Source organism: Terrabacter carboxydivorans (assembly GCF_039532035.1).
GTDB classification, from domain to species: Bacteria; Actinomycetota; Actinomycetes; order Actinomycetales; family Dermatophilaceae; genus Terrabacter; species Terrabacter carboxydivorans.
In genome coordinates this window covers 50851-74116 of sequence record NZ_BAAARE010000010.1, presented here as the reverse complement: position 1 = coordinate 74116, position 23266 = coordinate 50851, and the positions used below count along the sequence as shown (strand labels likewise).

Sequence of the window (23266 nt, the reverse complement as noted above, 5' to 3'; positions counted from 1 at the left end):
GGCGTACCGGCGCTCACCCGGCAAGGACGGCCCGACCGCGAGTCCACGGCCTTCCTGGACGCCGTGGCGCCACGAAAGGTGACGGCCCACGCTGACGAGCGCCGGGCATGGTGCGTCCTTCCGCCGCCTGTCGGGCGCAAGCGTTCCGCCCAGATAGGGCGCGTGCGGGACCCCACTGCCTACCGCCGCTACTGAGCGTCCCGATTGTGTAGACGCTGATGAGATCGACTAGGTCGTCGCATTCTCGAGGAGGCCTTTGAGGGCCCGGAGGTCCTTGAGGTTGGCGCGTCGCATGGCTCGTGAGATCACCGGGGCCGCGAGGTGGCCGAAACCCGATGGCTCTCCCCGGTTTCGCATGGTCATTCGCGTCCCACCGGCCGCTGTATCGGACCAGGTGTAGGTCGTCTCCATTGGGAAGGGGCCTTCCGCGGTACTCATCACGAACCGCTCGCCGGCCACCAGTTCGCGGACCTCGTAGGTGTACGCAATCCGCCTGCCCAAGAAATGTGCAACGAACGCCATGCGCGACCCCGCAGCGACGGGCGGCGGAGTCTCCAAGACTACGGTTGAGATGTTCACGTACCAGCCCGGGGCGTTCTCGGGGTCGGAGGCGAAGTCCGCGACGCGATCACGCGCAACGTCGATGTCAATGGAGGTCTCCACGTCCACGGCCATCGCTGGAGCCTACTCGCGACTGGATCGACAGGGACGCGTCAGCAGCAAGCTCGCACTGCGCGTGCTCCTCGGGCCTTCGCCCGCCGCCCGGCTGAAGGTGGGGCCGCCGACAACACCCGGTTCGGCCCGCCTCATTTCGCCGCGAGCCTGGCGCAAGCCTCCGGGCTGCCCGCGTGAGCGCTCACCTCTGCTGAGCCCACGAGCCGCGACCAGATGGCATCGGGCCTTACTGCCTTCCTCGACCTCAGCGAAGCCCCCTCGGCCATGACCCGGCGAGGCTACGGTCGAAGCATGAGCATCGAAGACGTGGGACCCGCCCCTCAGGCGTTCGACCTCGAGGGCGAGACGCTCGAGAACCCCAACTACCGCACCGTGGCCTGGAGCGGGAAGTACCTGCAGGTCACGCTCATGTCGATCCCGGTCGGTGGCGAGATCGGGCTCGAGCAGCACCCCGACACCGACCAGTTCATCCGGCTCGACCGCGGGCGCGGTCGAGCCCAGATGGGACCCGGCAAGGACGAGCTGACCTTCGACCAGGAGGTGGGCGACGGCTGGTGCGTCATCGTCCCGGCCGGGAGCTGGCACAACGTGACCAACACGGGCGACGAGCCGATGCAGCTCTACACGGTCTATGCGCCTCAGCACCACACCCCCGGGAAGGTCCACGAGACCAAGCAGGTCGCCGACGCCGACAGGGACGACGATCCCGCAGCCTGGTCCGTGCAGCCCGCAGCGGCCCCGGACCAGCACGCCTGACCCACCGCGGCGTCAGCGACGCAGGGCCTCCGCCAGAGCCTCGGGGTCGGCGACGGTCATCGTCGCGCCCGGGTGACGCAGCGCGCCCGTGGGCTCGATCGCGCGGACCGGCTCGACGAACGAGACGCACAGTCCCCGATGCGAGTTCGTCGCGAAGGTGACGCCGCGGTCGGTCAGCGAGAGGTGCGCAGGCCCGGCGGTGCGGTACCACGCGTAGTCCCCGGACACCTCCGTGCCCGAGATGTTGGCCAGCGATGTGCGCAGTCGCCAAGGGCCGAAGCGCACGAGCAGCTCGGTGTCGGTGACGAGGACCTTCGCCGTCGCCGGCGTCACCCCGAACGCGAGCGCGGGCAGGCGGTAGCGCCCCTCGAAGGCGAACTCGAACTCGCGCGTCACGACCGGCGCCACAGCCGGGACGGCCGGTCGAGCAGCCCTGCTGCGCCTCGCTGCTGCTCACCGAGGTAGGCGTCGAGGACGAGCAGCCCGGCAGTGGTCGCCGGGGTCGCCCACTGCAGCCAGCCCATCCGCTTCGTCAGGTCCCTCGCCCGCTTGCCGGCCGCCGGGTCCGCGTCCGCTCGCTCGAGCGCGTCGCCCAACTCGGCCCCCGACCGGTAGGCCTCGGCGCTCACGGCCATGGCCGTCGCCGTGAGCGCCGTCTTGAGGATTACGGCGGCAGTCGTCGGCCGGTGCTCGACGACGCGACGACGGTTGTCGGCGAGGATCGCGATGCCGCTCAGCAGGTGCAGCCCGACCGCGGCGCCCTGCACGGGTCCCCAGCGCCGCCAGCCCGCATCGGCGATGTCGGCCCGGTCGCGGGCCTGCTCCCCCTCACGCGCTGCCGGGTTGAGCGCCGCGGCGCCCGCGAGGGAGCCCCCGAACCACGCTGCGTTGGTGAGCAGGTGCGTCGCGCGAACGATGGTGCTGTATGCCGTCATGCCGGGTCCCTGCTGCCGTGGCGCCCCGTGACGGGGCGCGTGGAGTGTGGCCATGGCCGTACCCGCTTCGAGGCCCGCCACACCGCTGCGCCCCACCGCTCCCCCGCACCGCTCTCCCACTCAGAGCGACCGCCGGGCGTCACCGACGACGTATGCCGTCCGGCCGGCTCCGTTCGGACCGCGAGCGTGTCACTGGGGTCCGTCGACGACGTTCTGGCGGGTGAAGCCCTTGAAGCGCGTGCCCTGGTGCATCAGGTGACCGCGGTCGCCCTCGGCGAGCTGCCCGAAGTCCTGGCCGCTCACCTGCAGCTCGCGCCGCTCGCCGGACGGCTCCTCGAAGGTCACGTAGTAGGTCGTGCTGGACGTGGCGGGCGTGCCACTCACCATCGGTGAGCCGGCGTCGGCGCCGGGGAGCGCCGTCGTGCCGGAGCGCCGGCGCACGTCGGTGCGGCGCGACACGACGAGGGCGTCCACGCTGACCAGTGGGCTGGCCTCGTTGGCGCGCCACTGCGAGACGCCCTTGACGATGACGAAGGCGAACGTGCCGACGACGAGCACGCCCACGACCGCGATGAAGAGCAGGACGAGAGCCTCCATGCCGGACATGTCGAACACCGCCCAACCCCCCTCTCACCGAGACCGGCACCGCGCCGGTGGCGGCAGTCTGCCACTCACCTGCGGCGGGCGCCCGGCCTCAGCGAGAATCCTTGCGGGCCTGGCGGCGCGCGCCCTGGGACTGCGACGAGGCGTCGCGCTTGAGGCCTCCGGTCGTCTTCGTCGCGCGCCGCTTCGCCGAGGGCACCGACCCCGACCCCGCGACGGACGCCACCGAACCGGGGCCCGTGCCGGCCTTGACCTCGCGGGCGGCGGCGAGGCGCTCGGCCTTCAGCTCCGCGGCCGCGGCCCGCGCGACGACACCGAGCCGTGCGCTGACCCGGGCGAGCGCCAGCTCGAAGACCTCGGCCCGGTCGGCGTTGAGCCGGTTGGCCGGCCGAGCCGCGCCCCGCGCTCCCTTGGCCGGGACGCGGGCGCTGGCTTGCCGGCGGTAGAGGCCGACGTGCTTGTTGCGAGCCCGGCGCACCCGCTGGTGCAGCTCGATGAGCTCGTCCTCGGTCAGCTCGGCGAGCCGGGCTGGCTCCGTCTCACGGACGAGGTCGGCCTGCGGCGCGGTCAGCGATGTCGTCGTCGTCATGACACTCGATCCTCGCCGCCGACACCAGCCCGGGCATCACCTCAGCAGGGTGATGCCCGTCGGCCGCGCCCCGCCCTGGGAGAACGCGTCACTCGCCGGGGTAGACGACCCCGACCTGGCGGCGCACGGCATCCATGGTCTCCATGACGCGCAGCGTCGTCGCGTGCGGCAGGAGCGGCGACTCGGTCTCGCCGGCGACGAGGCACCGGGCGAACTCGGCCGCCTCGTAGGAGAAGCCGCGCACCTCGTCGGTGAGGCCACCGGCCCGCTCGTCGACGACCTCGTTGTTGCGGTCGACGAGGCGGATCGTCGAGCCGCCGGCATAGAACGTGCTCGACAGCTCGAGCCGCGCCTCGGTGCCCGCGACGACCGCGCTGCACGGGGTGACGCCGGCCATCGTGCACGAGAGCACGCCGTGCGCCCCGCCCACGCCGGTCACGGTGATGGTCGTCGTCGCGTCGACGCCGAGGTCGGTCAGGGTGCCCTGCGCCGACACCGACGCGGGCGCGCCGAGCACCATGTCCGCGAACGAGACGGGGTAGACGCCGAGGTCGAGCAGCGCGCCGCCGGCGAGCTCGGGCTGGGACAGCCGGGCCGGACCGCCGGGGTAGAGCCGCTGGCCGTGGTCGGCGAACACGGCGACGAGCTCGCCGATGAGCCCGGTCTCGACGACGTGCCGCACGACGTCGTAGTGCGGCAGGAAGCGGCTCCACATCGCCTCGACGACGAGCAGTCCCTGCTCGTCGGCCGCGGCGAGGACCTCGCGCGCCTCGGCGGCGCTGCGGGTGAAGGCCTTCTCGACGAGCACCGGCTTGCCGGCACGCAGGGCGAGCAGGGCGTGGTCGCGGTGCTCCGAGTGCGGCGACGCCACGTAGATCGCGTCGACGTCCGGGTCGGCGACGAGGTCCTCGTAGGAGCCGTGCGCCCTAGGAATCGAAAACTCGTCGGCGAAGTCCTGCGCGCGGTCCCGGCTGCGCGAGCCGACGGCCACGACCGACGAGGAGGTCCCGACGGCGACGGCGTCGGCGAAGGCGTGCGCGATGCCGCCGGGCGCGAGGATCCCCCAGCGGATCGCGGGCGCGTCGTGCGGGTCGGGCGTACGCGGCTCGGGCAGCTGGAGGGGCACGTCGATGGGCAGGGTCAAGAGGTCACGTCCCAGAGGTGGTGGTGGATGTCGTGGACGAAGTAGAGCGCGAGGGTGCGGGCCGTGAACTGCGAGCCGTTGCTGCGCAGGGCCGGCCACTCCCACTGCGTACCCGACGGGAGGGCGTATGCCGTCGCCGCCGACTCGAACGCCTCGCCGAGCTCGCGGGCCACGACCTCGGGGTCCGAGCGCCAGTACTGCGCCTCGAGGGCGGTCTCGTCCTGGTCCCAGTTGGCGAACTGCACCAGCGAGCCCTCGCCCTCGAGGATCTGCTCGAGGCGGCCGCGCATGACGTCGCAGACGTCACGGACGTGGCAGGCGTACTCGAGCGGTGACCAGACCCCCTCGGCCGGTCGGGTGCGCACGTCGTCGCGACCCAGCCTCACGGCATACCTCCTCGACGCGTCGCGGAGGATCCCGGGAACGGCGGCAGGGTCGGTGGCCGCGGCGTCGAAGCCGCAGTCGGGGCACGGGCGCTCCAGCACCCACGTCCAGTCCGCGTCGTCCGGCGTCGACGGGCCGGGGTCGGTGACGGGCTCGCTCATGCGGCCAGCCTAGGGCCGCGGGGCCTCGGCGATTCGGGGCGCGCCCGACCAGCGGGATAGCGTATGTCTTCGTGCTCAAGGACTACCTGCCGTGGATCATCGCCGGCCTCGTCGTGCTGGCGCTGGTCATCGGGGGCCTCGTCCTGACCCGCGTCGTCCCCGAGGTCGCGGCGACGCGTCGTCGACGCCCGCGCCCCCCGCGTGACCACTTCCGCACCGGCGAGGACGACGTCCCGGCCCCGCTCAAACGCGCCGGCGTCGTCATCAACCCGACGAAGCTGGCCGACCTGCCGACGGCCCGCGAGCGCATCACGGCCGCGTGCCTGGCGAACGGCTGGGCCGAGCCCGTCTTCTACGAGACGACCGTCGAGGACCCGGGCCATGGCCAGGCGGCCCAGGCCGTCCGGGACGGCGTCGACATCGTCTGCACCCTCGGGGGCGACGGCACGGTGCGCAACGTCGCCGGGGCGCTCGTCGGCACCGAGACCGCCCTCGGCATCCTGCCCGCCGGGACGGGCAACCTGCTGGCCCGCAACCTCGACCTGCCCGTGGCGCTGGAGGCTGCGGTCGGGGTCGCCCTCACGGGCCGCAACCGGCGCATCGACGTCGGCGAGCTCGTCATCGGGGCGGCGCCCATGGACGACGCCCCCGACGAGTCCGGCGACCCCGAGACGCACTACTTCCTCGTCATGAGCGGGGTCGGCATGGACGCGCAGATCATGGCCGGCACCAACGAGAACCTCAAGGCCAAGGTGGGCTGGCCGGCCTACATGCTCTCGGGCGTCAAGCACCTCGTCTCGCCGGAGTTCCGCATCTCCGTCAAGGTCGACGACGAGCTCGAGTTCCGCCGGCGCGCGCGGATGGTCGTCATCGGCAACTGCGGCCGGCTGCTGGGCGGGCTCGTGCTGATGCCCAACGCCCGCGTGGACGACGGGCAGCTCGACACCGTCATCGCGTCGCCGCGCGGTGTGGTCGGCTGGGTGCCCGTCGCGACCCGCGTCGCGACGCGTCAGCGCAAGGGTCACCCGACCCTCGACCACAAGGCGTGCAAGGAGATCCGCGTCCGCACCGACCGCCCGGTGCCGGTGCAGATCGACGGCGACGTCATCGGCGAGGCCAGCGAGGTCAGCGCGACCGTGCGTCCCGGCTGCCTGACGGTCCGCGTCAGCCAGTAGCCCGCCGCCGGGGCCTACGTCAGGCGAACAGCGCCTGGCCCCAGTGCTCCCCGTCCTTCAGGCCGGGTGGGCACGCGAAGACGGCCGACCCGTTGTGCTCGATGTACTCGTTGAGCCCGTCGGCCTTGGCGAGCGCCCGCTGCATGGGGACGAACTGCTTGGCCGGGTCGCGCATGTAGGCGATGAAGAAGAGCCCGGCGTCGAGGTGGCCGACGCCGTCGGAGCCGTCGGTGAAGTTGTAGCCCCGACGGAGGATGCGGATGCCGCCGAGCTGGCTCTCGTGGGCCAGGCGCACGTGCGCGGTCATGGGGATCGAGGGCGTGCCGTCCGGCCCCTTCTTCGCGAAGTCGGGCCGGTCGAACTCCTTAGTGGCGCCGAGCGGGGCGCCCTCCTTCTTGTCGCGGCCGATGACGTCCTCCTGCTCCTGCAGGCTCGTCCGGTCCCAGACCTCGATGTGCATGCGGATGCGTCGCGCGACGAGGTAGGAGCCGCCGGCCATCCAGGCGCCGCCACCCGTGTCGTCCGCGGCGCCGACCCACACGTGCTGGGCCAGGCTCTCGGGCTCCTCGGCCTTGAGGTTGTTGGTGCCGTCCTTGAAGCCGAACATGTTCCGGGGCGTCGCCTGCGCGGTCGAGGTCGAGGACGTGCGACCGAAGCCGAGCTGCGACCAGCGCACCGCGACGACCCCGAAGCCGAGCCGGACGAGGTTGCGCACGGCGTGGACCGCGACCTGCGGGTCGTTGGCGCAGGCCTGGATGCAGAGGTCGCCGCCCGTGCGGCGCGGGTCGAGCTGGTCGCCGGTGAAGGCGGGGAGGTCTTTCAGCGCCGCCGGGCGCTTCGAGGCGAGGCCGAAGCGGCCGTCGAAGAGCGACGGGCCGTAGCCGATGGTGATCGTCAGGCCCGATGCCGGCAGGCCGTATGCCTCGCCGGTGTCCTCGGGTGCCCGGTTGGGGCCGCCACCGACCAGACCGCCGGGAGCGGCCTCGGCGCCGGCCGTCATGCGCTCGGCGGCCCGGGTCCAGTCCTCGAGGAGCCGGCGCAGTTGCTCGCGGTCCTTCGTCACGACGTCGAGCGCGACGAAGTGGAGCCGGTCCTGGGCCGGCGTGACGATGCCGGCCTGGTGCTCGCCGCGGAACGGGATCGCGGCGTCGAGCGCGAGCGCGCCGGAGGTCGTGGACGACGGGGCACCTGCCGCGGCGGCGTCGTCACCGCGCGACACGGCATACGCCCCCGCGACCCCCGCCACCACGCCGGCGACGGCCGTGGTCCCGGAGACGCCGAGCAGACGGCGGCGGCTCAGCCCCTCGTCGGTCACTTGGCCTCCACGACCCCGGGGACCTTCGACACCTGCTCCGAGAGCGCGTCGAGCGAGACGGTGAGCTCCTTGATGTCAGCAGCGGTCAGCGCGGTGTAGCTCTTGTAGTCGGCTCCGGCCTTGTGCTTCGCGAGCAGACTGGACAGCCCGGTGAAGTCGGCGTCGAGCGCCTTCTGCAGGGCAGGGTCACGCTCGGCGATGACCGGGCGCAGCGCGGCGAGCGCCTGGCGCGAGCCCTCGAGGTTGCCGTCGAAGTCCCAGAGGTCGGTGTGCGAGTAGCGCTCCTCCTCGCCGGTGATCTTGCCGGTCGCGACCTCGTCGAGCAGGGCCTTGGCGCCGTTGGCGATGGACAGGGCGGTCGGCTCGACGGTCTTGCTCTTCGCGGCGATCTCGGTGACGTCGGCGAGGAGCTGGTCGGCGATGGCGCCCGAGTCCTTCTTGAGGCCGTCCTTCCAGAGGTCCTTCTCGAGGCGGTGGTAGCCGGTGAAGGCCATGCCGTCGGCGATGACGTCCTCGCGGCCGTCGATCTTCGGGTCGAGGTCGCCGAAGCTCTCGGCGACGGGCTCGATGGCCTCCCACGGGTGGCGCGCCTGCGCGTAGAGCGACTTCGCCTTCGCGACGTCGCCGGCCTTGACCGCGGCGACGAAACCCTTGGTCTTCTCGACGAACTCGTCGGCCTCTGACGCGACGAACTTCTTGTAGTCCGCGATCGCGGTGGCGACCGTGGCGTCGGCGCTCCCCTTGGCGGCGGTGCCCGTCACGGTGAAGGATCCGCGGATACCGTCGCCGACCATGCCGGGCTTGCACGACGTCGTGAACGTGCCGGGCTCGGTGAGCTCGACCTTGAGCTCACGGCTCAGGCCCGGGGTGATGTTCTCGACCTCGGAGACGATGCGGTCGCCCTCGGCGTAGAGGTAGAACTCGTTGACCTTGCTGCCCGAGTTCGTCACCTGGAAGGTCACCGTGCCCGCCTTGGCGGTCGTGGTGCTCAGCGTGCACGCGGTGTCGGTCGCGGTGACGGTGACGGCGCGGGACGCACCCGACGCCGAGCCCGAGCCGGCGGTCGGCTTGTCGGCGCAGCCGGTCAGGGCGAGGGCTGCGGTGAGCGAGAGGGCGACGGGCACGACGGCGCGCACGGGACGGCTCAAGGCAGAGCGGCGCAGGGCAGGGCGAGGCATGGCGAGTTCTCCTGGAGGGGCAGGCGGTGTGAGTGCGACAGAGGGTGGGCCGGACGGGCGCTCAGGCGGCGACGGAGGGGCGCGACGTGCTGTCCGGTGCCACGGCGGGGGCGTCCACCGGGCGGCTCGGGCGTGCCGGACGCAGGAAGAGCGTGAGGACGATGCCGACGTAGAGCACCCAGGCGATGGCCTGGAGCAGCGTCGTGGCCGGCGTGAAGTTGAAGATGCCCTTGAGCAGCGTGGCGTACCAGCTGCCCGGGTCGACCGTGGCGCTGACGTCGAAGGCGAGGGTGGTCAGGCCGGGCAGGAAGCCGGCCTCCTGGAGGTCGTGGATGCCGTAGGCGAGGATGCCGGCCGCGACGAGCACGAGCAGGATCCCGGTCCAGCGGAAGAACTTCGTGAGGTTGATCTTCACGGCGCCGCGGTAGATGAGCCAGCCGAGCACGACGGCACCGCCGAGGCCGATGACCCAGCCGATGAGGGGCTGGTTGTTGCCCTGTCCGGCGGCCTCGGTCGTGGCGTAGAAGAAGATCGCGGTCTCGAGGCCCTCACGGCCGACGCCGAGGAAGGCGACGAGGGCGATGGCGAGCGGCCCCATGTCGAGGGCCTGGTCGAGCTTGCCCTTGAGCTCGCCGGAGATGGTGCGCGAGGCGGACTTCATCCAGAAGACCATGAAGGTGACGAAGACGACCGCGACGATCGAGGCGGTGCCGCCGATGAGCTCCTGGGTCTCGAAGCTGAGCTGGCGCGTGCCGTAGGTGAGCAGGGCGCCGAGGGCGACCGAGAGGGCGACGGCGACGCCGACGCCGGTCCACACGTGGCGCAGGGCCCAGCGGCGGTCGGTCTTGACGAGGAAGGCCACGAGGATGACCACCACCAGGGCGGCCTCGAGACCTTCCCGGAGGCCGATGAGCGCGTTGCTCGCGAGCACGGTTCCTTCTCTCAGGTTGCTTGCAGGAATTACGCCACACCCACGTGACTGAAATCAGCAAAGCACAGGCAAGGCTTGCCTAACAAGTCCGCCGGGATGTCAGAGTCGCCACATGAGCACTCCCCCGACGGCACCGGCCACGCCGACGTTCTCCGGCTTCCCGCCCGGCGCCCTGTCCTTCTACGCCGAGCTCGAGGACCGCAACTCCCGCGACTGGTGGCTCGCCCACAAGGACGTCTACGAGCGCGACGTGCGCGAGCCCATGCTCGCCCTGCTCGACGGGCTCGAGGAGGAGTTCGGCGAGGCGAAGCTCTTCCGCCCCAACCGCGACGTGCGCTTCAGCGCCGACAAGTCGCCCTACAAGACCCACCAGGGCGCGCTCGTCGGGTCAGGGACGGTCCTCGGCTACTACGTCCAGGTGAGCGCGGACGGGCTGCGCGCCGGGGGCGGCTTCCGCGCGGCGAGCACCGCACAGACGGCTCGCTTCCGCGCTGCCGTCGACGCCCCGTCGAGCGGGCTGAAGCTCGAGGCCGTGCTGGCAGCCTTGCGCGGCAAGGGTTTCGAGCTGCTCGGCGAGCAGGTCAAGACCGCACCGCGGGGGTATGCCGTCGACCACCCTCGCATCGCGACGCTGCGTCACAAGGAACTCATGGTCACCCGCGACTTCGGCGCCCCCGCCTGGCTGTCCACGCGACGCGCGCTCACCATGGTGCGCGACACGTGGCGGGCCGTGCGTCCGCTCACCGAGTGGCTCGAGGAGCACGTCGGCGCAGAGGGCGCGGACGCGCGGCGCTGACGGGCGGCGCTGACGGGCGGCGCTGACGGGCGGCAGGTCAGCCCAGCGACGGCCCGGGTCCACGGTCGGGCCTGCGGGCGATGACGGCATACATCGTCACGGAGAAGAAGGCGGTGCCGTCGCGGGCGGCAGCCATGGCGTCGGCGAGGAGCTGGTCCGCCTCCTCACGCGTCAGCACGCCCTCCTCGACCGCAGCGTCGGCGTTGCGGTGCACGACGCCGCTGCCGAGCAGGGCGCGCGGCGGCATGACGAGCGCCGCCGAGCCGATGTCGTGGTCGACGATCAGGCCCGCGGTCCGCAGCTGGTTGGGGAGGTGGCGGGCCGAGAAGGGGTTGGGCATGCGCCGCCAGTTGGCCTCGGTGTAGCGGCGCACGAGGTCGGGGTCGCCGGGGTGGGTGATGGCGGTGCCCCAGTCGCTGTCGAGGACCGCGAGCCGTCCGTCCGGCGCGAGGACCCGCGCGAACTCGTGCGCCGCCGCCTGCGGGTCCGCGAGGTGCTGGAAGACGCGCTCGCACCGGAGCACGTGGACGGCGCCGTCGGCGAAGGGCAGGTCGGCGGCGTCGCCGTCGATGAAGGTGGCCGCCGACCCCAGCAGGGCCGCCCGCTGCGCAGCCACCTCGCGCAGCCCCGGGTTCGGCTCGATCCCGACGGCGCGGCCGTTGGGTGCGACGGCCGTTGCGAGGCGGCGCAGCTCGGTGCCGGTGCCGGCTCCCACGTCGACGACCGACTCCCCCGGCTGCGGCGCGAGGGCCTCGAAGGCCCACGCCCGCAGACGCCGGACGGCCGGCTGCTGCTCCTGCGCGTCGAGCAGCGCGACGAGGGTGGCGACGCGCGCCGCGCCGCCCTCACCGATCCGCTCCCGCGTGAACATGTTCGGGGCGGCGCCCGACTCCCCGGAGGGGGTCGGGACCGACTGGGGGGTCACGTCTCCAGCATGCTGTCCACGGTTCGGGTCGGCGCACGGTTTGGCGAGAACTGTCGAGGGTGTGCGGCTACGTTGTCCCGGTGACCCAGCGCAGCGTCCCGGTCGACGCGTACATCATCGGTGCCGGCCCCGGCGGGCTGGCCACGGCCGCCGCCCTCAAGGCGCGGGGCCTGCACGGCGTCGTCCTCGAGCGGAGCACCGGCGTCGGCACGTCGTGGCGCGGGCACTACGACCGCCTGCACCTGCACACGCCGCGCGAGCTCTCGGGACTGCCGGGCTTCCCGATCCCCAAGGAGATGGGCCGGTGGGTCTCGCGCGACGACGTCGTGCGCTACCTCGAGCTGTATGCCGCCCACCACCGCCTCGACGTGCGCCTCGGCACCGAGGTGCGCCGGGTCGACCGGTCAGCCGACGGCGAGTCGTGGACGTTGACGCTCCGCGACGGCACGACGCTCACGGCGCCCTACGTCGTCGTCGCGACCGGCTTCAACCACACCCCGCGCGAGCCGGACGTGCCTGGGCTGCAGGACTATTCGGGTGACGTGGTGCTGGCGCGCGACTACCGCAACGGCTCGGCCCACGCCGGCAAGGACGTGCTCGTCGTCGGCACGGGCAACACCGGCACCGAGCTCGCCGTCGACCTGGTCGAGCACGGCGCCGCCCGGGTGCGCCTCGCCGTGCGCACCGTGCCGCACATCCTGCGCCGCAACACGGGGCCGTATGCCGCGCAGTACACCGGCATCGCCGTGCGGCGGCTGCCGACGGCGCTCGTCGACCGGGTCGCCCCGGTCGTCGAGCGCCTCCAGACACCCGACCTCTCGGCGCAGGGGCTCCCTCGCCCCACGACCGGCCTGCTGACCCGCGTCGAGCGCGACAACGCGATCCCGGTGCAGGACGTCGGCATCATCGACGCGGTCCGCTCCGGCACCGTCGAGCCGGTGGCGGCCCTGCGCGAGCTCGACGGTGACACCGTCGTGCTGGCCGACGGCACGCGGCTGCACCCCGACCTCGTCGTGCTCGCGACCGGCTACAGCCAGGGGCTCGAGCCGCTCATCGGCCACCTCGGCGTGCTCGACGAGAAGGGCCGGCCCGTGGAGCGCGGCGGCCGCACCGCCCGCGGCGCCAAGGGGATGTGGTTCACCGGCTACACCAACCCGATCTCCGGCATGCTCCGCGAGCTGTCGATCGACGCCCGCAAGATCGCCCTGTCCATGGCACTGCGCAAGCGCCAGGAGATCCGCGCCCGACGCGCCAAGGCCGCCTGACCCACCGGCCCACTCCACACACTCCCCGGGCCCCTTCCCGGGCTTGACCGACCGAACGCCGCGTTCGGTCTCGAACTCAGTGTTCTAACAGTGAGTTCGAGACCGAACGCGGCGTTCGGTGGGCAGGCGCAGCGGCGGGTCAGGGGCGGTGCTGGCCGCCGAGGTTGAGGAAGGCTGCGGCGACGTCATCGGTCTCGGCGACCGCGCGGGCGAGCGCCTCGTCGCTCGGCAGCCCCGAGGCGAGCAGCTCGTGGTGACGGGTCATCGCCGTCGCGGCGACGTCGTCGGGCACCGGAGAGACGGCGGCCACGACCGAGCGTGCGCCGAGCGAGAGCAGCGACAGCGCCAGCCCGAGGGACTCGTGGCCGGGGCGGGCCGACGCCAGGCCGACCTCGCAGGCCGAGAGCACCACGTGGTCGGCGCGGACGCCGGTCGGCTGCAGCTCGTGGGCGAAGACCGGGCCGTCGTGCAGCACGAGGGAGGAGAAGAGCGGCGACTCGATCTGGTGCGTGCCGTGGGCGGCGACGTGCACGACGCCGGGTCGGGCCAGAGCCCCTACCAGCTCGTCGCGCCGCGAGGGCTCGGCCAGGCGCGCGCCGGCGCCCCACGTGCCGACGATCGTGCGGCCCTCCTTGGACGCGCGCGGCACCGACGGCCCGACACTCACGTGCACCCCGGAGGACCGGGCCGCGTCGGACGCCGCCGCCCGCCGCGCGAACGACGTCAGCGACAGCGCGACGGTGAACGGGCGTCCCGCCATCGAGGGCAGCAGGGCCCACGGCAGCGCCGAGAGCTCCGGGCACGTCACGACGACAAGACCCCGGTCGGAGCGCCACGGCCGCAGCAGCGCGTCGTCGAGCTCGGCCGCGCTCGACCGGAGCGAGGACCACACCGCTCCCGCCAGGGGACCGAGGTGGTGGGTGGCGGCGGCGCGGAGGTCGACACGGACGCGCTGGGCGAGCTCGGCCGCACGGTCGGCCGGCATGAGGTCGCGCAGGGTCGCCCGTCCGCCGACGACGCCCACCGCGCCGATGCGCCCGCGGTGCCGGAAGAACCAGACGAGGTCGCGGTCGAGGTGCCCGAGGAGCTCGCGCGCCTCGCGCACCCGCACGGGGACCGGCCGGCCGGAGCCGCCGTCGCGGCTCAGGGCCCAGTCGCGGTCCCGGATCTGACGCTCGAGACGCGAGGCGTGGTCGTGCAGCTCGCGCACCTGGGTGGGGTCGCTCTCACCGCGCAGGTGGCCGCGCACCGCGCGCAGCTGCTCGGTGAGTGAGGCGAGCTGCTCGTCGTCGGGTCGGCCCAGCGACGGCAGCCGGTCCGTCGCGCTGCGCCAGCGCTCGAGCGCCTCGAGCACGGAGGCGCTGCCACGCGGCACGGCGAGCTCGAGGTCGAGCTCGGAGAGCCGGGCCCCGTGCACGGCGCGGGCCGTGCGCAGGTCGAGGCTGGCACTGCCCTGCTGGCCCGCAGCCAGGCGACGCGAGGCCCGGACGAGGATGCGCCGGGCCGGGGCCACGTCGCCGGTGGCGACCAGCGTCATCGCCGTCACGACCGCTGCGTCGAGCTCGTCGGACAGCGACCCCGTCGAGACCCGCTCGAGGCTGAGCAGGCGCGTGTTGGCGCCGGCGGCGTCACCGGCGAGCAGCAGCGCCTGTGCGGCGACGACGCGGGCGCTGTCGGCCAGCTCGGGGTCACCGAGCTCGGTCGCGGTCTCGGTGAGCTCGTCGGCGGTGGCCGCGGCAGCGAGCGCCACTGCGGCGTCGCCCACGCCCACGAGACCTCGCACCGCCTTCGAGGGCGGCAGGTCGTCGCGCCCCCGCCGCGTCCGCCGCTGCCGGTCGAGGTCGACGAGCAGCTCCACGAGCCGCGCCTTGGCCGCCCATGCCGTGGCCCCGATGCGGCCGTACGTCTCGCGCGCCGACGCCGCCGCGGCCGCGGCGAGGTCGAGGTGCCCCAGCAGCCGGTGGGCCCGGGCCAGGGCGAGCTCGAACTCGGCCCGCATCTGGTCGTGCCCGTCTCCCTCGAGGGACGCGAGCCCCGCGTGCAGCGCCTCGACCGCCTCCTTGACGAGGCCGGCCTCGAGCAGCACCTGCGCCCGGTCGAGGCGCGCGGGGCCCGGGAACACGTCGGACTCGAGTTCCTCGGCCCGCGCCATGCCGGCCAGGGACCGCGGGATGTCGCCGAGGAGGTAGGCGGCATACCCCTCGTTGTGGCGGGCCATGAACTCCTGCTCGGCGCCGCCGAGGTCGTGCGCGAGCCGCGCCGCCTCGGCGAAGGAGTCGAGGGCCTCCTGCGGGCGCAGCAGCTCGAAGGCGAGCATGCCGCGGCTCAGGTGCACCGAGCACTGCTCCTGCTCGGTGAAGGCGTCGAGGCGCCGCACGGCACCCTCGATGCCGTCCCACGCCGAGGCGAGGTCACCGACCCTGCCGTGGATGTTGGCCCGCTGGTAGTCGAGGCGGGCCCGCAGCCGGTCGTCGCCGAGGTCGTCGACGACCTCCTCGGCCTCGGCGAGCCGCGCCGACGCCGACTCGACCCCCGACAGCATGAACTCCGTGAGCGCGAGCGTGATGAGCGTCTTGCACCGCAGCTCGAGCCGTTCCCGCGAGGGAGCCGACCCGGCCGCCCGGTCGAGCTCGTCCAGCGCCGCCGTCAGCGACCGCGCCGCCTCGACAGGGCGGCCGGCCACGTTGTCGGCAGCGCCCTGCTCGCGCAGGGTGCGTGCACTCTCGAGCAGATCGATGGCTCCCGCCCGGCCTCTCGCTCAGGGCCGGTCAGCTCAGGTGTCGGGATCGTCAGATCTGGATCGTCGGAGTGATGACCGGCCGCGTGTCGTCGTTGCCCGGGTCGGTCACGACGAAGTGCACCGGCCCATGGGGTAGATCATCCAGAACGAAGCGCCCGTTCGCATCCGAAATCACCGAGCTGCTGCCCTCGCTCGTCACCGCCTCGACCCGGGCGCCCGGCGTCGTGACCCAGCCGTCCACCCGGACGCGGTCCTCCGACTCGTCCGAGTCCATCGGTCCCGACGAGACCATGAGGCTCATCGAGGCGGCCGTGAAGGTCACCGACTCGGTCGGCGTCGGCTCGACCGCGGCCTCGGCCCCCCGGGTCGTCAGCAGCGCCGAGTCCATGAGCTCGGCGACCTCGGCGTGCAGCGCGTGCACGGTGATCGCGAACTTGACCCGCTCGGCCAGGTCGCTCGGCACCGGGTCTGCGTGGGCGAACAGGTCGCGCACGTGGGCGAGGTTGGCGATGTCGCGGGCATCGATGGCGTCCGTGTGCGATGTCATGTCAGACCGCCCATCCGGGGTCGGTGCCGAGGGTGGTCCTCAGCTTCTGGAGGCAGCGGCCGCGGGTCGGGCCGATGCTGCCGACCGGCATCCCCAGCGACTCCGCGATGGCGGCGTAGTCGGGGCGGTCGGCGAACGCGATGACCCGGAGCAGCTCCTGGCACCGCGGGGACAGGGTCGAGACGTGCTTCCACAGCACGCGCTGGCGCTCGGAGAGGATCGACTGCGCCTCAGGGTCGAGCTGCTGCGCCGGAGCCTCCGGCACCTCCTCGACACCGAACTCGCGCCGGGCCCCCCGGGCGAGGCGCCAGACCTCGCGCTTGACCACGACGACGAGCCAGCCAAGCACGGCGGCCGGCTCGTGGATCGAGTCGGCCCGGTCGACGAGCTGCAGGAAGGCCGTCTGGATGGCGTCCTCGCAGGTCGCCGGCGCCCCGCCCTGGGACCGCGCGGCGCTCCACAGGACGGGCGTCACGAGGTCGACGAGCTCCGAGAGCCGCTCGCGCTCACCCGCGCGGTAGGCGGCGAACGCCTTGCCCGCGAGGGTCCCGAGGCCGTCGGGTGCGGTGGGGGTCGGGGTCATGACCGCGTCCTTCCGATGCAGGTGCGCAGCGCGCGGATGGCCCGCTTGCGCATGGTGGGCGCCGAGACGTCGGTGAGGCCACCCTCCTCGATGAGGGTGGCTGCGAGCTCTGCGGCGAAGACGGGGGTCGCGAAGGACGTGCCGCTCCACACGCCGAAGCCGCCGGTGTAGTCGTCGGGGTCCACGGTGCAGCGCACCGTGCCGTCGGACGACGAGACCTGCGACGAGGGCTGGCCCATCCCGTTGGTGAGCGGCAGGGTGCTGACGACGGAGACGCCGGCACGCACGGCGCTGACCACCGTGAGGGTGTTGGAGAAGAGCGCCACCGTCGTGCCGTCGGGGTTGCTCGCGCCGACGCTCGCGAGCGGCGGCACCGACTTCTTGGTGACGCGCTGCGGCGGGGCGGCGGCGAGCGCCGCCGGGACGAACGGGCTCGAGGTGCCGTCGTTGCCGACGCCTGCGACGACGAGGATGCCCCGCTCGGCGAACCGGTCGAGCAGGTCCGCGACGGGGCCGGAGGTGTAGGTGCTGTCCTCGGCGTAGTAGCCCATCGACAGGGACAGGACGTCGACGACCTCGGACGGGTCGTCGTGCTCCTGCCCGTGCACGTGCCGGTCGAGCAGGGCCTGGAGGACGTCGAGCATGACGCTCTCGTCGACGATGCCGTCGTCACCCATGACGCGGATCGACAGGATCGTCGCCTCCGGGCAGCCCTGGCGGACCAGCCCGGCGATGAAGGTGGCGTGCCCCTGGAGCAGCCCCGCCGGTTCGGCCGGCGGGGGTGTCGGCGCCGTGATCGGCGGTTCGACGGGCGGGTCGGCCGGGCCGGTCAGGAGCGGCACGAGGCGACCGTTCTCGAGCACCATGCGCAGCACCCCCGAGTCCCGCTTGAACCACGGGTGCCCGGCGATGGCCGTGTCGGGCACGACGACGACGGGGCTGCGGTCGACCGGCCGCGCCCGCAGCCGCGGGTCGGGCAGCGCCAGGGCCACCGGCATACGACCCCCACGGCCGGGCACGGAGTACTCCTGCAGCGCGGACCCGCCGACGCCGCCCCAGTAGCCGCCGACCCCACCCCAGTAGCCGCCCACGCCGCCCCAGTAGCCGCCGACCCCGCCCCAGTAGCCGTCCGCCGGCCGGAGCACGTGCTCGAGGCTCAGCTGCTCGGCCAGCGGGCCGTCGGACTGACGCAGCTGCTGGAGCACCTTCCACGCGTCGACCGCGTCGATCGGGCGGGCCGGCGTCAGCGTGATGCTCGTGCCCCACGAGTCGGCCTCCAGGTCGCGCGTGCCCCCGTCGGGTCGCGGCGTCACCCGGAAGTCGAGCTCGAGCTTCGCGAGCGCCGAGCGCAGGTCGCCCAGCCCCCGGGTCGCACCGCCTCCCGGCGCGGCGCGCACGAGGAGGCGGTCGGAGAGGTAGAGCGCGGGCAGCGGCGCGCGTCCGTCGGTCAGGCGCATCGCCGTGGCCGGGTCGAGGGCGCGCACGGGGGGACGCTCGGGGCGTGGCGAGCGCTCGCTCGCACCGTCGCCGTTCGCGCCGCGGGGGACGCCGGGACCCGACTCTGACATCGACAGCTCCTGCTCGTTGGTCGTCTGGTTCGACAGGGGGCGGATGGTCTTGGAAAGACCCTTACACCCGACTGAGTGCGCGTACTCGGTTTCCTGATACATCGGCCGTCATCGGGCCTTCGGAAAGTTCTTCCGAAAATGTTCGTCCGGGGACGTATCAGGTGCTCCCGCCCGGACTCTGGGTGGTCAGGGGGAACGGTCACCGGGCTGCTACGGGGCGCTGCGGAGGGGCAGCAGGCCCGGTGACCTTGCAGGGGTTCGGGACTACCAGGGGGCAGTCCCGTCCGTGGGGCGCCGGGCTTGGCAGCACCGGCGCCCCCTCCCCTCCCGTCGCGGCGACGGAGGACAAAGCAGGGCGTATGCCGTGCCGCGCGTCCGCTCGCGCGCTCGCTCCGGTGGGCGCATACTTCACCAACGTGAGCGGACGTCAGGGCCGCCGCGTGAGCTCAGGGGAGACAGATGCAGGTCAGCACAGGCGTTCGCAACGGCGGCAGACGAGGAGCCGGGTTCACCTCTGCGGCAACGGCCGTCATCCTCGGCCTGACGCTCTCGGCGTGCAGCGGCACCACGCCCCGGACGGCGTCGGCCGCCGAGTCCCCCGCCGTGGCGTCGTCCACCACGACGACGGGCCCGGCCGACCCCGGGTCCACGGCGCCGATCCCGACGGTCACGGCCGACCCGCTCACCCCCACCAAGCCGACCACCACGACCAGCGCGCCGACCACACCGAGCGCGCCCGCCACGACGCCGGCACCGACCGACCCGGGAAGCGTGGCCGGCTCGTGCGAGCGGACGCTGCCGGCATACCCCGTGCTCCAGCCCGGCGCGAAGGGGCCGGCGGTGCGCACCCTGCAGTGCTTCCTCGACGACGCCGACTACGGCCCGGTGGCCGTCGACGGCGTCTACGGCGCGCAGACGCGCGCGGCCGTCACGAAGGTCGAGGCGAGCTTCGAGGGTCCGCCGCCCAAGCCGGGCCGCATCGACGCCGGCATGTGGGTGCTTCTCATCTCGCGCACGCTCGGTGACCAGCCGCTCAAGGTCGGGTCGAAGGGCGCCGAGGTGGTGACCCTCCAGCGGGCCCTGCGGGCGGCGGGCGGCACGATCACCGTCGACGGCAGCTTCGGCGCGGAGACGAAGAAGGTCGTCCAGCGCTTCCAGCAGGCCAACCGCGTCGGCGACGACGGTGTCGTCGCCGAGGACACGCTCTTCCTGCTCAAGATGGGCGCGACGATCGGCTGACCGTCGGGCTCCCGGTCGCTCATGCCCGGAGGTCCTCGAGCCAGGCCCGCGCCCCGTCGAAGTCCGCGTCGGTCGTACCGGGCCGCGCGTCCGGCCGGCCGCCGTCGGCGCGCGGGTAGGACCCGAGGAAGCGCACCTCGGCGCAGACCCGTCGCAGGCCCATGAGGGTCTCGCCGACCCTGGCGTCGAGGACGTGCCCTTCGAAGTCGATGGAGAAGCAGTAGGAGCCCATGGCTGCCCCGGTCGGGCGCGACTCGAGCCGCGTCATGTTGACGCCGCGCACCGCGAACTGCTCGAGCAGCTCGAGCAGGCCGCCGGCGTGGTCCTCGCGCTGGAAGAGCACGACGGTCGTCTTGTCGGCGCCGGTCGGCTCGGGCAGCGTGCCGGGACGCGCGACGAGGACGAAGCGGGTCACGGCCGAGGCGTTGTCGCCGATGTCCTCGGCGAGCACCTCGAGGCCCTCGTTGCTCGCGGCGACGGGGGCGCACACCCCTGCGTCGAACATCACCTCGCCCGGCTGGGCGAGCGCGGCCGCGCTCGCGGCCGTCGACAGCGTCGGGACGTAGGCCGCGTCGGGGAGGTTGCGGCCCATCCAGCCGCGCACCTGCGCCCAGGCGTGCGAGTGGGTGCCGACCGTGCGGATGTCGGCCAACGGCATACCCGGCCTCGCGCAGAGCACGAAGGTGATCGGCACGAGCACCTCGCCGATGACGACGAGCGGCTCGCCCGTCGCCAGGGAGTCGAGCGTGGCGGAGACGCCGCCCTCGACGGAGTTCTCGATCGGCACCATGGCGGCGTCGATGTCGCCGGCGCGCAGGGCCGACAGGGCGGCGTCGACCGACCCGAACGGCACGTGCTCACGGCCCTCGGCGGCGTCCCACGCGTCGAGGGCCATCTGCGTGAAGGTGCCGCGGGGACCGAGGTAGCCGAAGCGGTGCAGCTGGTCGGGCGTGCGGGGTGGCGTCACGACGCGTCCTTCGTGCGGTCGGGCAGGCGGGTCGCCGAGGCCAGCGCCTGCTGCTCCTCGGGGGTCAGGGTGATGCTCGAGCGGCCGCCGACGATGCCCTTGGCGTAGGTGCGGGACTCGCCGCGGGCGTGGATCGAGCTGAGCACGATGCCGTCGCCGAGGTCGTCGACGATCGCGGCGGAGAAGGACAGGCGTCCGCCCATGTCGCCGAACGCGTCGTAGCGCACGACCGCGACGTTGCGCAGGCTCTGGCGCACGTCCTCCTCGGCGCTCGCGACGTGCTCGCGCAGGCGAGTCAGCTCGGCGGTCAGGCGGTCGATGCGGTGGTTCTGGGTGGCGGCGACCCGGGCGATGTCGGTCTGGCCGTCGTCGCCCAGGGCGGCGAAGTCGCGCCGCACGCGGGCGAGCCTCAGCTGGGCACCGAGGGCGAGCGCCAGGGCGAGCAGCGCGACGACGACGGCCGCGATGGCCAGGGTCGTCAGCGTCGAGGCGTCCACGATCGGCAAGGGTAGCCGTGCGCGAGGGGCCCGTCCCGGCCATTCCAGCCCGTGACCTCGCCACCGGCGGACAGCCCCGGTTTGTAGTCTGTCCACCGTGATCCGCCGCCATCCCGTCAAGACGCTCGTCGTCCTGCTCCTGGTGATGGTGGCCGCGCTCACGCTCGCCTACGCCAAGCGCACCACCGTCCCCGTCCCACCGACGGCGCAGCCCCAGCCGGGCGAGTCCCTCGTCGTCGTGGGGCTCGGCGGCCTCTCCTGGGACGACGTCTCGGCCGAGGACACCCCGACGCTGTGGGGCCTGCTCCGCGACGGCTCGGCCGCCTCGGTGTCCGTCAAGAGCCTGCGCCTGACGACCTGCCCCACCGACGGCTGGGCCACCGTCTCGGCCGGTGAGGCCGCCGGCCCCGACACCTCCGAGGCCCGACCCCAGTGCTCGCCGCTCCCCTCGGTCGCCGGCAGCGCGACCGACGGCCTCCGCGTCATCGGCTTCGACGCCCTGGCGAAGGCGTCGCACGACGCGGAGTTCCGGGCCCAGCTCGGCCTGCTCGGCGACAGCTTCGCCGCCGACAAGACGTGCATCCAGGCCATCGGGCCGGGCGCCGGCCTCGCGGCCGCCACCTCCGACGGCAAGGTCGCGAAGTACGCCCCGTTCCAGGCGACGACGCTCGTCTCGGACCTCGCCCAGTGCCCGGTGAGCATCGTCGACGTCGGCGGCATCGACGCGACCGATCCCAACCCGACCCGCCACCTGGAGAAGATCAACGGCATCGAGCGGCGCATCGAGCTCGTCACGGACGCCATGCCCAATGGCGCCGACCTCGTCGTCGCCGGCCTCGCCGACCGCGACCAGCAGGAGCGGCTGAGGCTGCTCACCGCGAGCGGACCGCACTACGCGCCGGGCCTGCTCGCCTCGGCCTCCACCCGCCTGACGGGCGTCGCCCAGCTCTCCGACATCACGGCGACGATCCTCCAGCGCGGCGGCGTCCAGCCCAAGACCGAGATCGGTGGCCGCGCGCTCAGCGTCGTCCCCTCGGCCAACAACAGCGAGTCCACGGCAGCCAGCAAGCTGACCGTGCTCACCGACATCGACACCAAGGCCGACGCGATGCACCGCATCGTCGCGCCGTTCCTCACGATCTGGCTCGTCGGCACGGCGCTGGCCATGCTCGTGCTGTGGGTCGTGATCCGCCGGGCGCGGCCCTGGAACCGCCGCTTCACCCGGGCGCGGGTGCTGCGCCTCGTCCGCCTCATCGGCCTCGGCTCGGCCGCCATGCCGGCCGCGACGTTCCTCGCCAACATCGTCCCGTGGTGGCGGTGGTCGACCAACTCCGCCGTGCTCGTCGCGCTGCTGCTCGTCCTCGTGCTCGTCATCAGCTCCGTGCTCACCCTGGTCTGCCTGAAGGGCCCGTGGAGCAGCTCGGCGCTCGGTCCGCTGGCGGCGATGTCGGCCATCACGGCGGGCGTCATCGGCATCGACCTGCTCACCGGCTCGCGCCTGCAGATCTCCTCGATCTTCGGCCTCCAGCCCCTCGTGGGCGGCCGGTTCTACGGCATGGGCAACGTCGCCTTCGCGCTGTATGCCGCGGCCGTCCTGCTGCTCTGCGCCGCGCTCGCGCACGCGCTGGTCCGACGCTCCGCCCCGCGCCTGGCTGTCTTCGCGGTCGTCGTCGTGGGCGGGGTGGCCCTCGCCGTCGACGTGCTGCCGGCGTGGGGCGCCGACTTCGGTGGCCCGATCGCGCTCGTCCCGGCGCTGGGCTTCCTGCTCATGGGCGTCATGGGCTGGCGTACGTCGGTGCGCAACATCTCGGTCGTCCTGCTCGTCGCCGCCCTCGTCGTGGGGCTGGTCTCCTACCTGGACTGGCGACGCCCCGACGCCGAGCGCTCGCACCCGGGCCGGTTCCTGCAGACCGTCATCGACGGCGGGGCGTGGGACGTGCTGTCGCGCAAGCTGTGGGCCAACGTCGAGCTCGCGATCGCGATGCCGGTGCTCCTCGTCGTCGTCGTCGCCCTCATGGCCGTCGCGGTCATGATCGTGCTGCGCCCGGGCATCCTCGGCACCGAGCCGCTGCGGCGCCTGCTCGAGGAGGCACCGCTCATGCGTCGGGGCCTGCTCTCGGTCATCGTCATGTCGGTCATCGGCTTCCTCACCAACGACTCGGGCGCGGCCATCCCGCCGGTGGCGGCGATCTTCACGGTGCCGCTCGTCGTCTCGGCGGTCATGCACTTCCTGTCCATCGAGGCCCGGAACGCGCCGGTCCGACGTCGCCGCGACCGGCACCACCTCTGAGGA

Annotated in this window: 23 protein-coding genes; 6 read left to right on the top strand and 17 right to left on the bottom strand. The window is 73.2% G+C overall.

The genetic code is table 11. From position 1 onward, the window contains the following. Nucleotides 1–228: 228 nt before the first annotated feature. On the bottom strand, nucleotides 229–675 hold the full coding sequence (locus tag ABD297_RS12340) for an SRPBCC family protein (RefSeq protein ID WP_344255241.1): 447 nt from the start codon (nucleotides 673–675) through the stop codon (nucleotides 229–231). Between the two features lie 291 nt (nucleotides 676–966). On the opposite strand from ABD297_RS12340, the gene ABD297_RS12335 reads away from it, so the two are divergent. Beyond that, a complete protein-coding gene (locus tag ABD297_RS12335; RefSeq protein ID WP_344255240.1) occupies nucleotides 967–1431 on the top strand; it encodes a cupin domain-containing protein in 465 nt (154 codons plus the stop codon). A 12-nt stretch (nucleotides 1432–1443) separates the two neighbouring features. On the opposite strand, the gene ABD297_RS12330 is transcribed toward ABD297_RS12335, so the two are convergent. The 6 genes from ABD297_RS12330 to ABD297_RS12305 all read right to left on the bottom strand — a co-directional run bounded on the left by ABD297_RS12330 (nucleotide 1444) and on the right by ABD297_RS12305 (nucleotide 5247). After that, the gene (locus ABD297_RS12330) at nucleotides 1444–1827 is read right to left on the bottom strand and encodes a hypothetical protein (protein ID WP_344255239.1); all 384 of its coding nucleotides are present in this window, start codon (nucleotides 1825–1827) and stop codon (nucleotides 1444–1446) included. After that, nucleotides 1824–2420 (bottom strand): hypothetical protein, encoded by a 597-nt coding sequence (locus ABD297_RS12325; RefSeq protein WP_344255238.1) that lies wholly within the window; start codon nucleotides 2418–2420, stop codon nucleotides 1824–1826. Before ABD297_RS12325 ends, ABD297_RS12330 begins: the two co-directional genes overlap by 4 nt. Before the next feature lie 135 nt (nucleotides 2421–2555). Next, nucleotides 2556–2972, bottom strand: coding sequence for a DUF2500 domain-containing protein (locus tag ABD297_RS12320; protein ID WP_344255382.1), 417 nt, complete (start codon nucleotides 2970–2972; stop codon nucleotides 2556–2558). A gap of 88 nt (nucleotides 2973–3060) precedes the next feature. Further along, entirely contained in the window at nucleotides 3061–3558 is a 498-nt protein-coding gene (locus tag ABD297_RS12315) for a hypothetical protein (protein ID WP_344255237.1), read from the bottom strand. Between the two features lie 88 nt (nucleotides 3559–3646). Beyond that, nucleotides 3647–4702, bottom strand: a complete 1056-nt coding sequence (locus ABD297_RS12310; RefSeq protein WP_344255236.1) for a Gfo/Idh/MocA family protein — start codon at nucleotides 4700–4702, stop codon at nucleotides 3647–3649. Next, nucleotides 4699–5247, bottom strand: a complete 549-nt coding sequence (locus tag ABD297_RS12305) for a DinB family protein (RefSeq protein WP_344255235.1) — start codon at nucleotides 5245–5247, stop codon at nucleotides 4699–4701. The genes ABD297_RS12310 and ABD297_RS12305 overlap by 4 nt, the downstream gene beginning before the upstream one ends. A 71-nt stretch (nucleotides 5248–5318) precedes the next feature. On the opposite strand from ABD297_RS12305, the gene ABD297_RS12300 reads away from it, so the two are divergent. Beyond that, a complete protein-coding gene (locus ABD297_RS12300) occupies nucleotides 5319–6422 on the top strand; it encodes a diacylglycerol/lipid kinase family protein (protein WP_344255234.1) in 1104 nt (367 codons plus the stop codon). A gap of 19 nt (nucleotides 6423–6441) precedes the next feature. On the opposite strand, the gene efeB is transcribed toward ABD297_RS12300, so the two are convergent. The 3 genes from efeB to efeU form a co-directional block, all read right to left on the bottom strand. After that, nucleotides 6442–7737, bottom strand: coding sequence for an iron uptake transporter deferrochelatase/peroxidase subunit (gene efeB / locus ABD297_RS12295; RefSeq protein WP_344255233.1), 1296 nt, complete (start codon nucleotides 7735–7737; stop codon nucleotides 6442–6444). Beyond that, nucleotides 7734–8915 carry an iron uptake system protein EfeO gene (efeO, locus tag ABD297_RS12290; RefSeq protein ID WP_344255232.1) on the bottom strand — a complete coding sequence of 394 codons (1182 nt, stop codon included), beginning with the start codon at nucleotides 8913–8915 and terminating at the stop codon, nucleotides 7734–7736. The genes efeB and efeO overlap by 4 nt, the downstream gene beginning before the upstream one ends. Nucleotides 8916–8976: 61 nt before the next feature. Then, entirely contained in the window at nucleotides 8977–9846 is an 870-nt protein-coding gene (gene efeU / locus ABD297_RS12285) for an iron uptake transporter permease EfeU (protein WP_344255231.1), read from the bottom strand. Nucleotides 9847–9958: 112 nt separating this feature from the next. Between efeU and ABD297_RS12280 the strand changes: the two genes are divergently transcribed. Next, nucleotides 9959–10642, top strand: coding sequence for a DUF2461 domain-containing protein (locus tag ABD297_RS12280; RefSeq protein WP_344255230.1), 684 nt, complete (start codon nucleotides 9959–9961; stop codon nucleotides 10640–10642). Between the two features lie 37 nt (nucleotides 10643–10679). Here the strand turns inward: ABD297_RS12280 and ABD297_RS12275 are convergent, their stop codons facing one another. Then, complete coding sequence (locus ABD297_RS12275; RefSeq protein ID WP_344255229.1) at nucleotides 10680–11567, bottom strand: methyltransferase domain-containing protein; 888 nt, start codon at nucleotides 11565–11567, stop codon at nucleotides 10680–10682. Between the two features lie 80 nt (nucleotides 11568–11647). Here ABD297_RS12275 and ABD297_RS12270 point away from each other — a divergent pair, with 80 nt between their 5' ends. Beyond that, nucleotides 11648–12832 (top strand): flavin-containing monooxygenase, encoded by a 1185-nt coding sequence (locus tag ABD297_RS12270; protein WP_344255228.1) that lies wholly within the window; start codon nucleotides 11648–11650, stop codon nucleotides 12830–12832. Nucleotides 12833–12971: 139 nt separating this feature from the next. Here ABD297_RS12270 and ABD297_RS12265 read toward each other — a convergent pair whose 3' ends face one another. The 4 genes from ABD297_RS12265 to ABD297_RS12250 form a co-directional block, all read right to left on the bottom strand. Further along, nucleotides 12972–15515: a CHAT domain-containing protein gene (locus ABD297_RS12265; RefSeq protein WP_344255227.1), complete on the bottom strand. Its 2544-nt coding sequence runs from the start codon at nucleotides 15513–15515 to the stop codon at nucleotides 12972–12974. A gap of 106 nt (nucleotides 15516–15621) precedes the next feature. Then, complete coding sequence (locus ABD297_RS12260) at nucleotides 15622–16119, bottom strand: hypothetical protein (protein WP_344255226.1); 498 nt, start codon at nucleotides 16117–16119, stop codon at nucleotides 15622–15624. 1 nt (nucleotide 16120) lies between these two features. After that, nucleotides 16121–16702 (bottom strand): RNA polymerase sigma factor, encoded by a 582-nt coding sequence (locus ABD297_RS12255; RefSeq protein WP_344255225.1) that lies wholly within the window; start codon nucleotides 16700–16702, stop codon nucleotides 16121–16123. Next, entirely contained in the window at nucleotides 16699–18270 is a 1572-nt protein-coding gene (locus ABD297_RS12250; RefSeq protein ID WP_344255224.1) for a S8/S53 family peptidase, read from the bottom strand. The genes ABD297_RS12255 and ABD297_RS12250 overlap by 4 nt, the downstream gene beginning before the upstream one ends. Nucleotides 18271–18729: 459 nt before the next feature. On the opposite strand from ABD297_RS12250, the gene ABD297_RS12245 reads away from it, so the two are divergent. Then, on the top strand, nucleotides 18730–19509 hold the full coding sequence (locus ABD297_RS12245; RefSeq protein ID WP_344255222.1) for a peptidoglycan-binding domain-containing protein: 780 nt from the start codon (nucleotides 18730–18732) through the stop codon (nucleotides 19507–19509). 19 nt (nucleotides 19510–19528) lie between these two features. Here the strand turns inward: ABD297_RS12245 and pheA are convergent, their stop codons facing one another. After that, a complete protein-coding gene (pheA, locus tag ABD297_RS12240; protein ID WP_344255221.1) occupies nucleotides 19529–20476 on the bottom strand; it encodes a prephenate dehydratase in 948 nt (315 codons plus the stop codon). Continuing rightward, nucleotides 20473–20973: a DUF4446 family protein gene (locus tag ABD297_RS12235; protein ID WP_344255220.1), complete on the bottom strand. Its 501-nt coding sequence runs from the start codon at nucleotides 20971–20973 to the stop codon at nucleotides 20473–20475. Before ABD297_RS12235 ends, pheA begins: the two co-directional genes overlap by 4 nt. Nucleotides 20974–21070: 97 nt before the next feature. Between ABD297_RS12235 and ABD297_RS12230 the strand changes: the two genes are divergently transcribed. After that, nucleotides 21071–23263: a hypothetical protein gene (locus ABD297_RS12230; protein WP_344255219.1), complete on the top strand. Its 2193-nt coding sequence runs from the start codon at nucleotides 21071–21073 to the stop codon at nucleotides 23261–23263. The last annotated feature ends 3 nt before the right edge of the window (nucleotides 23264–23266 follow it).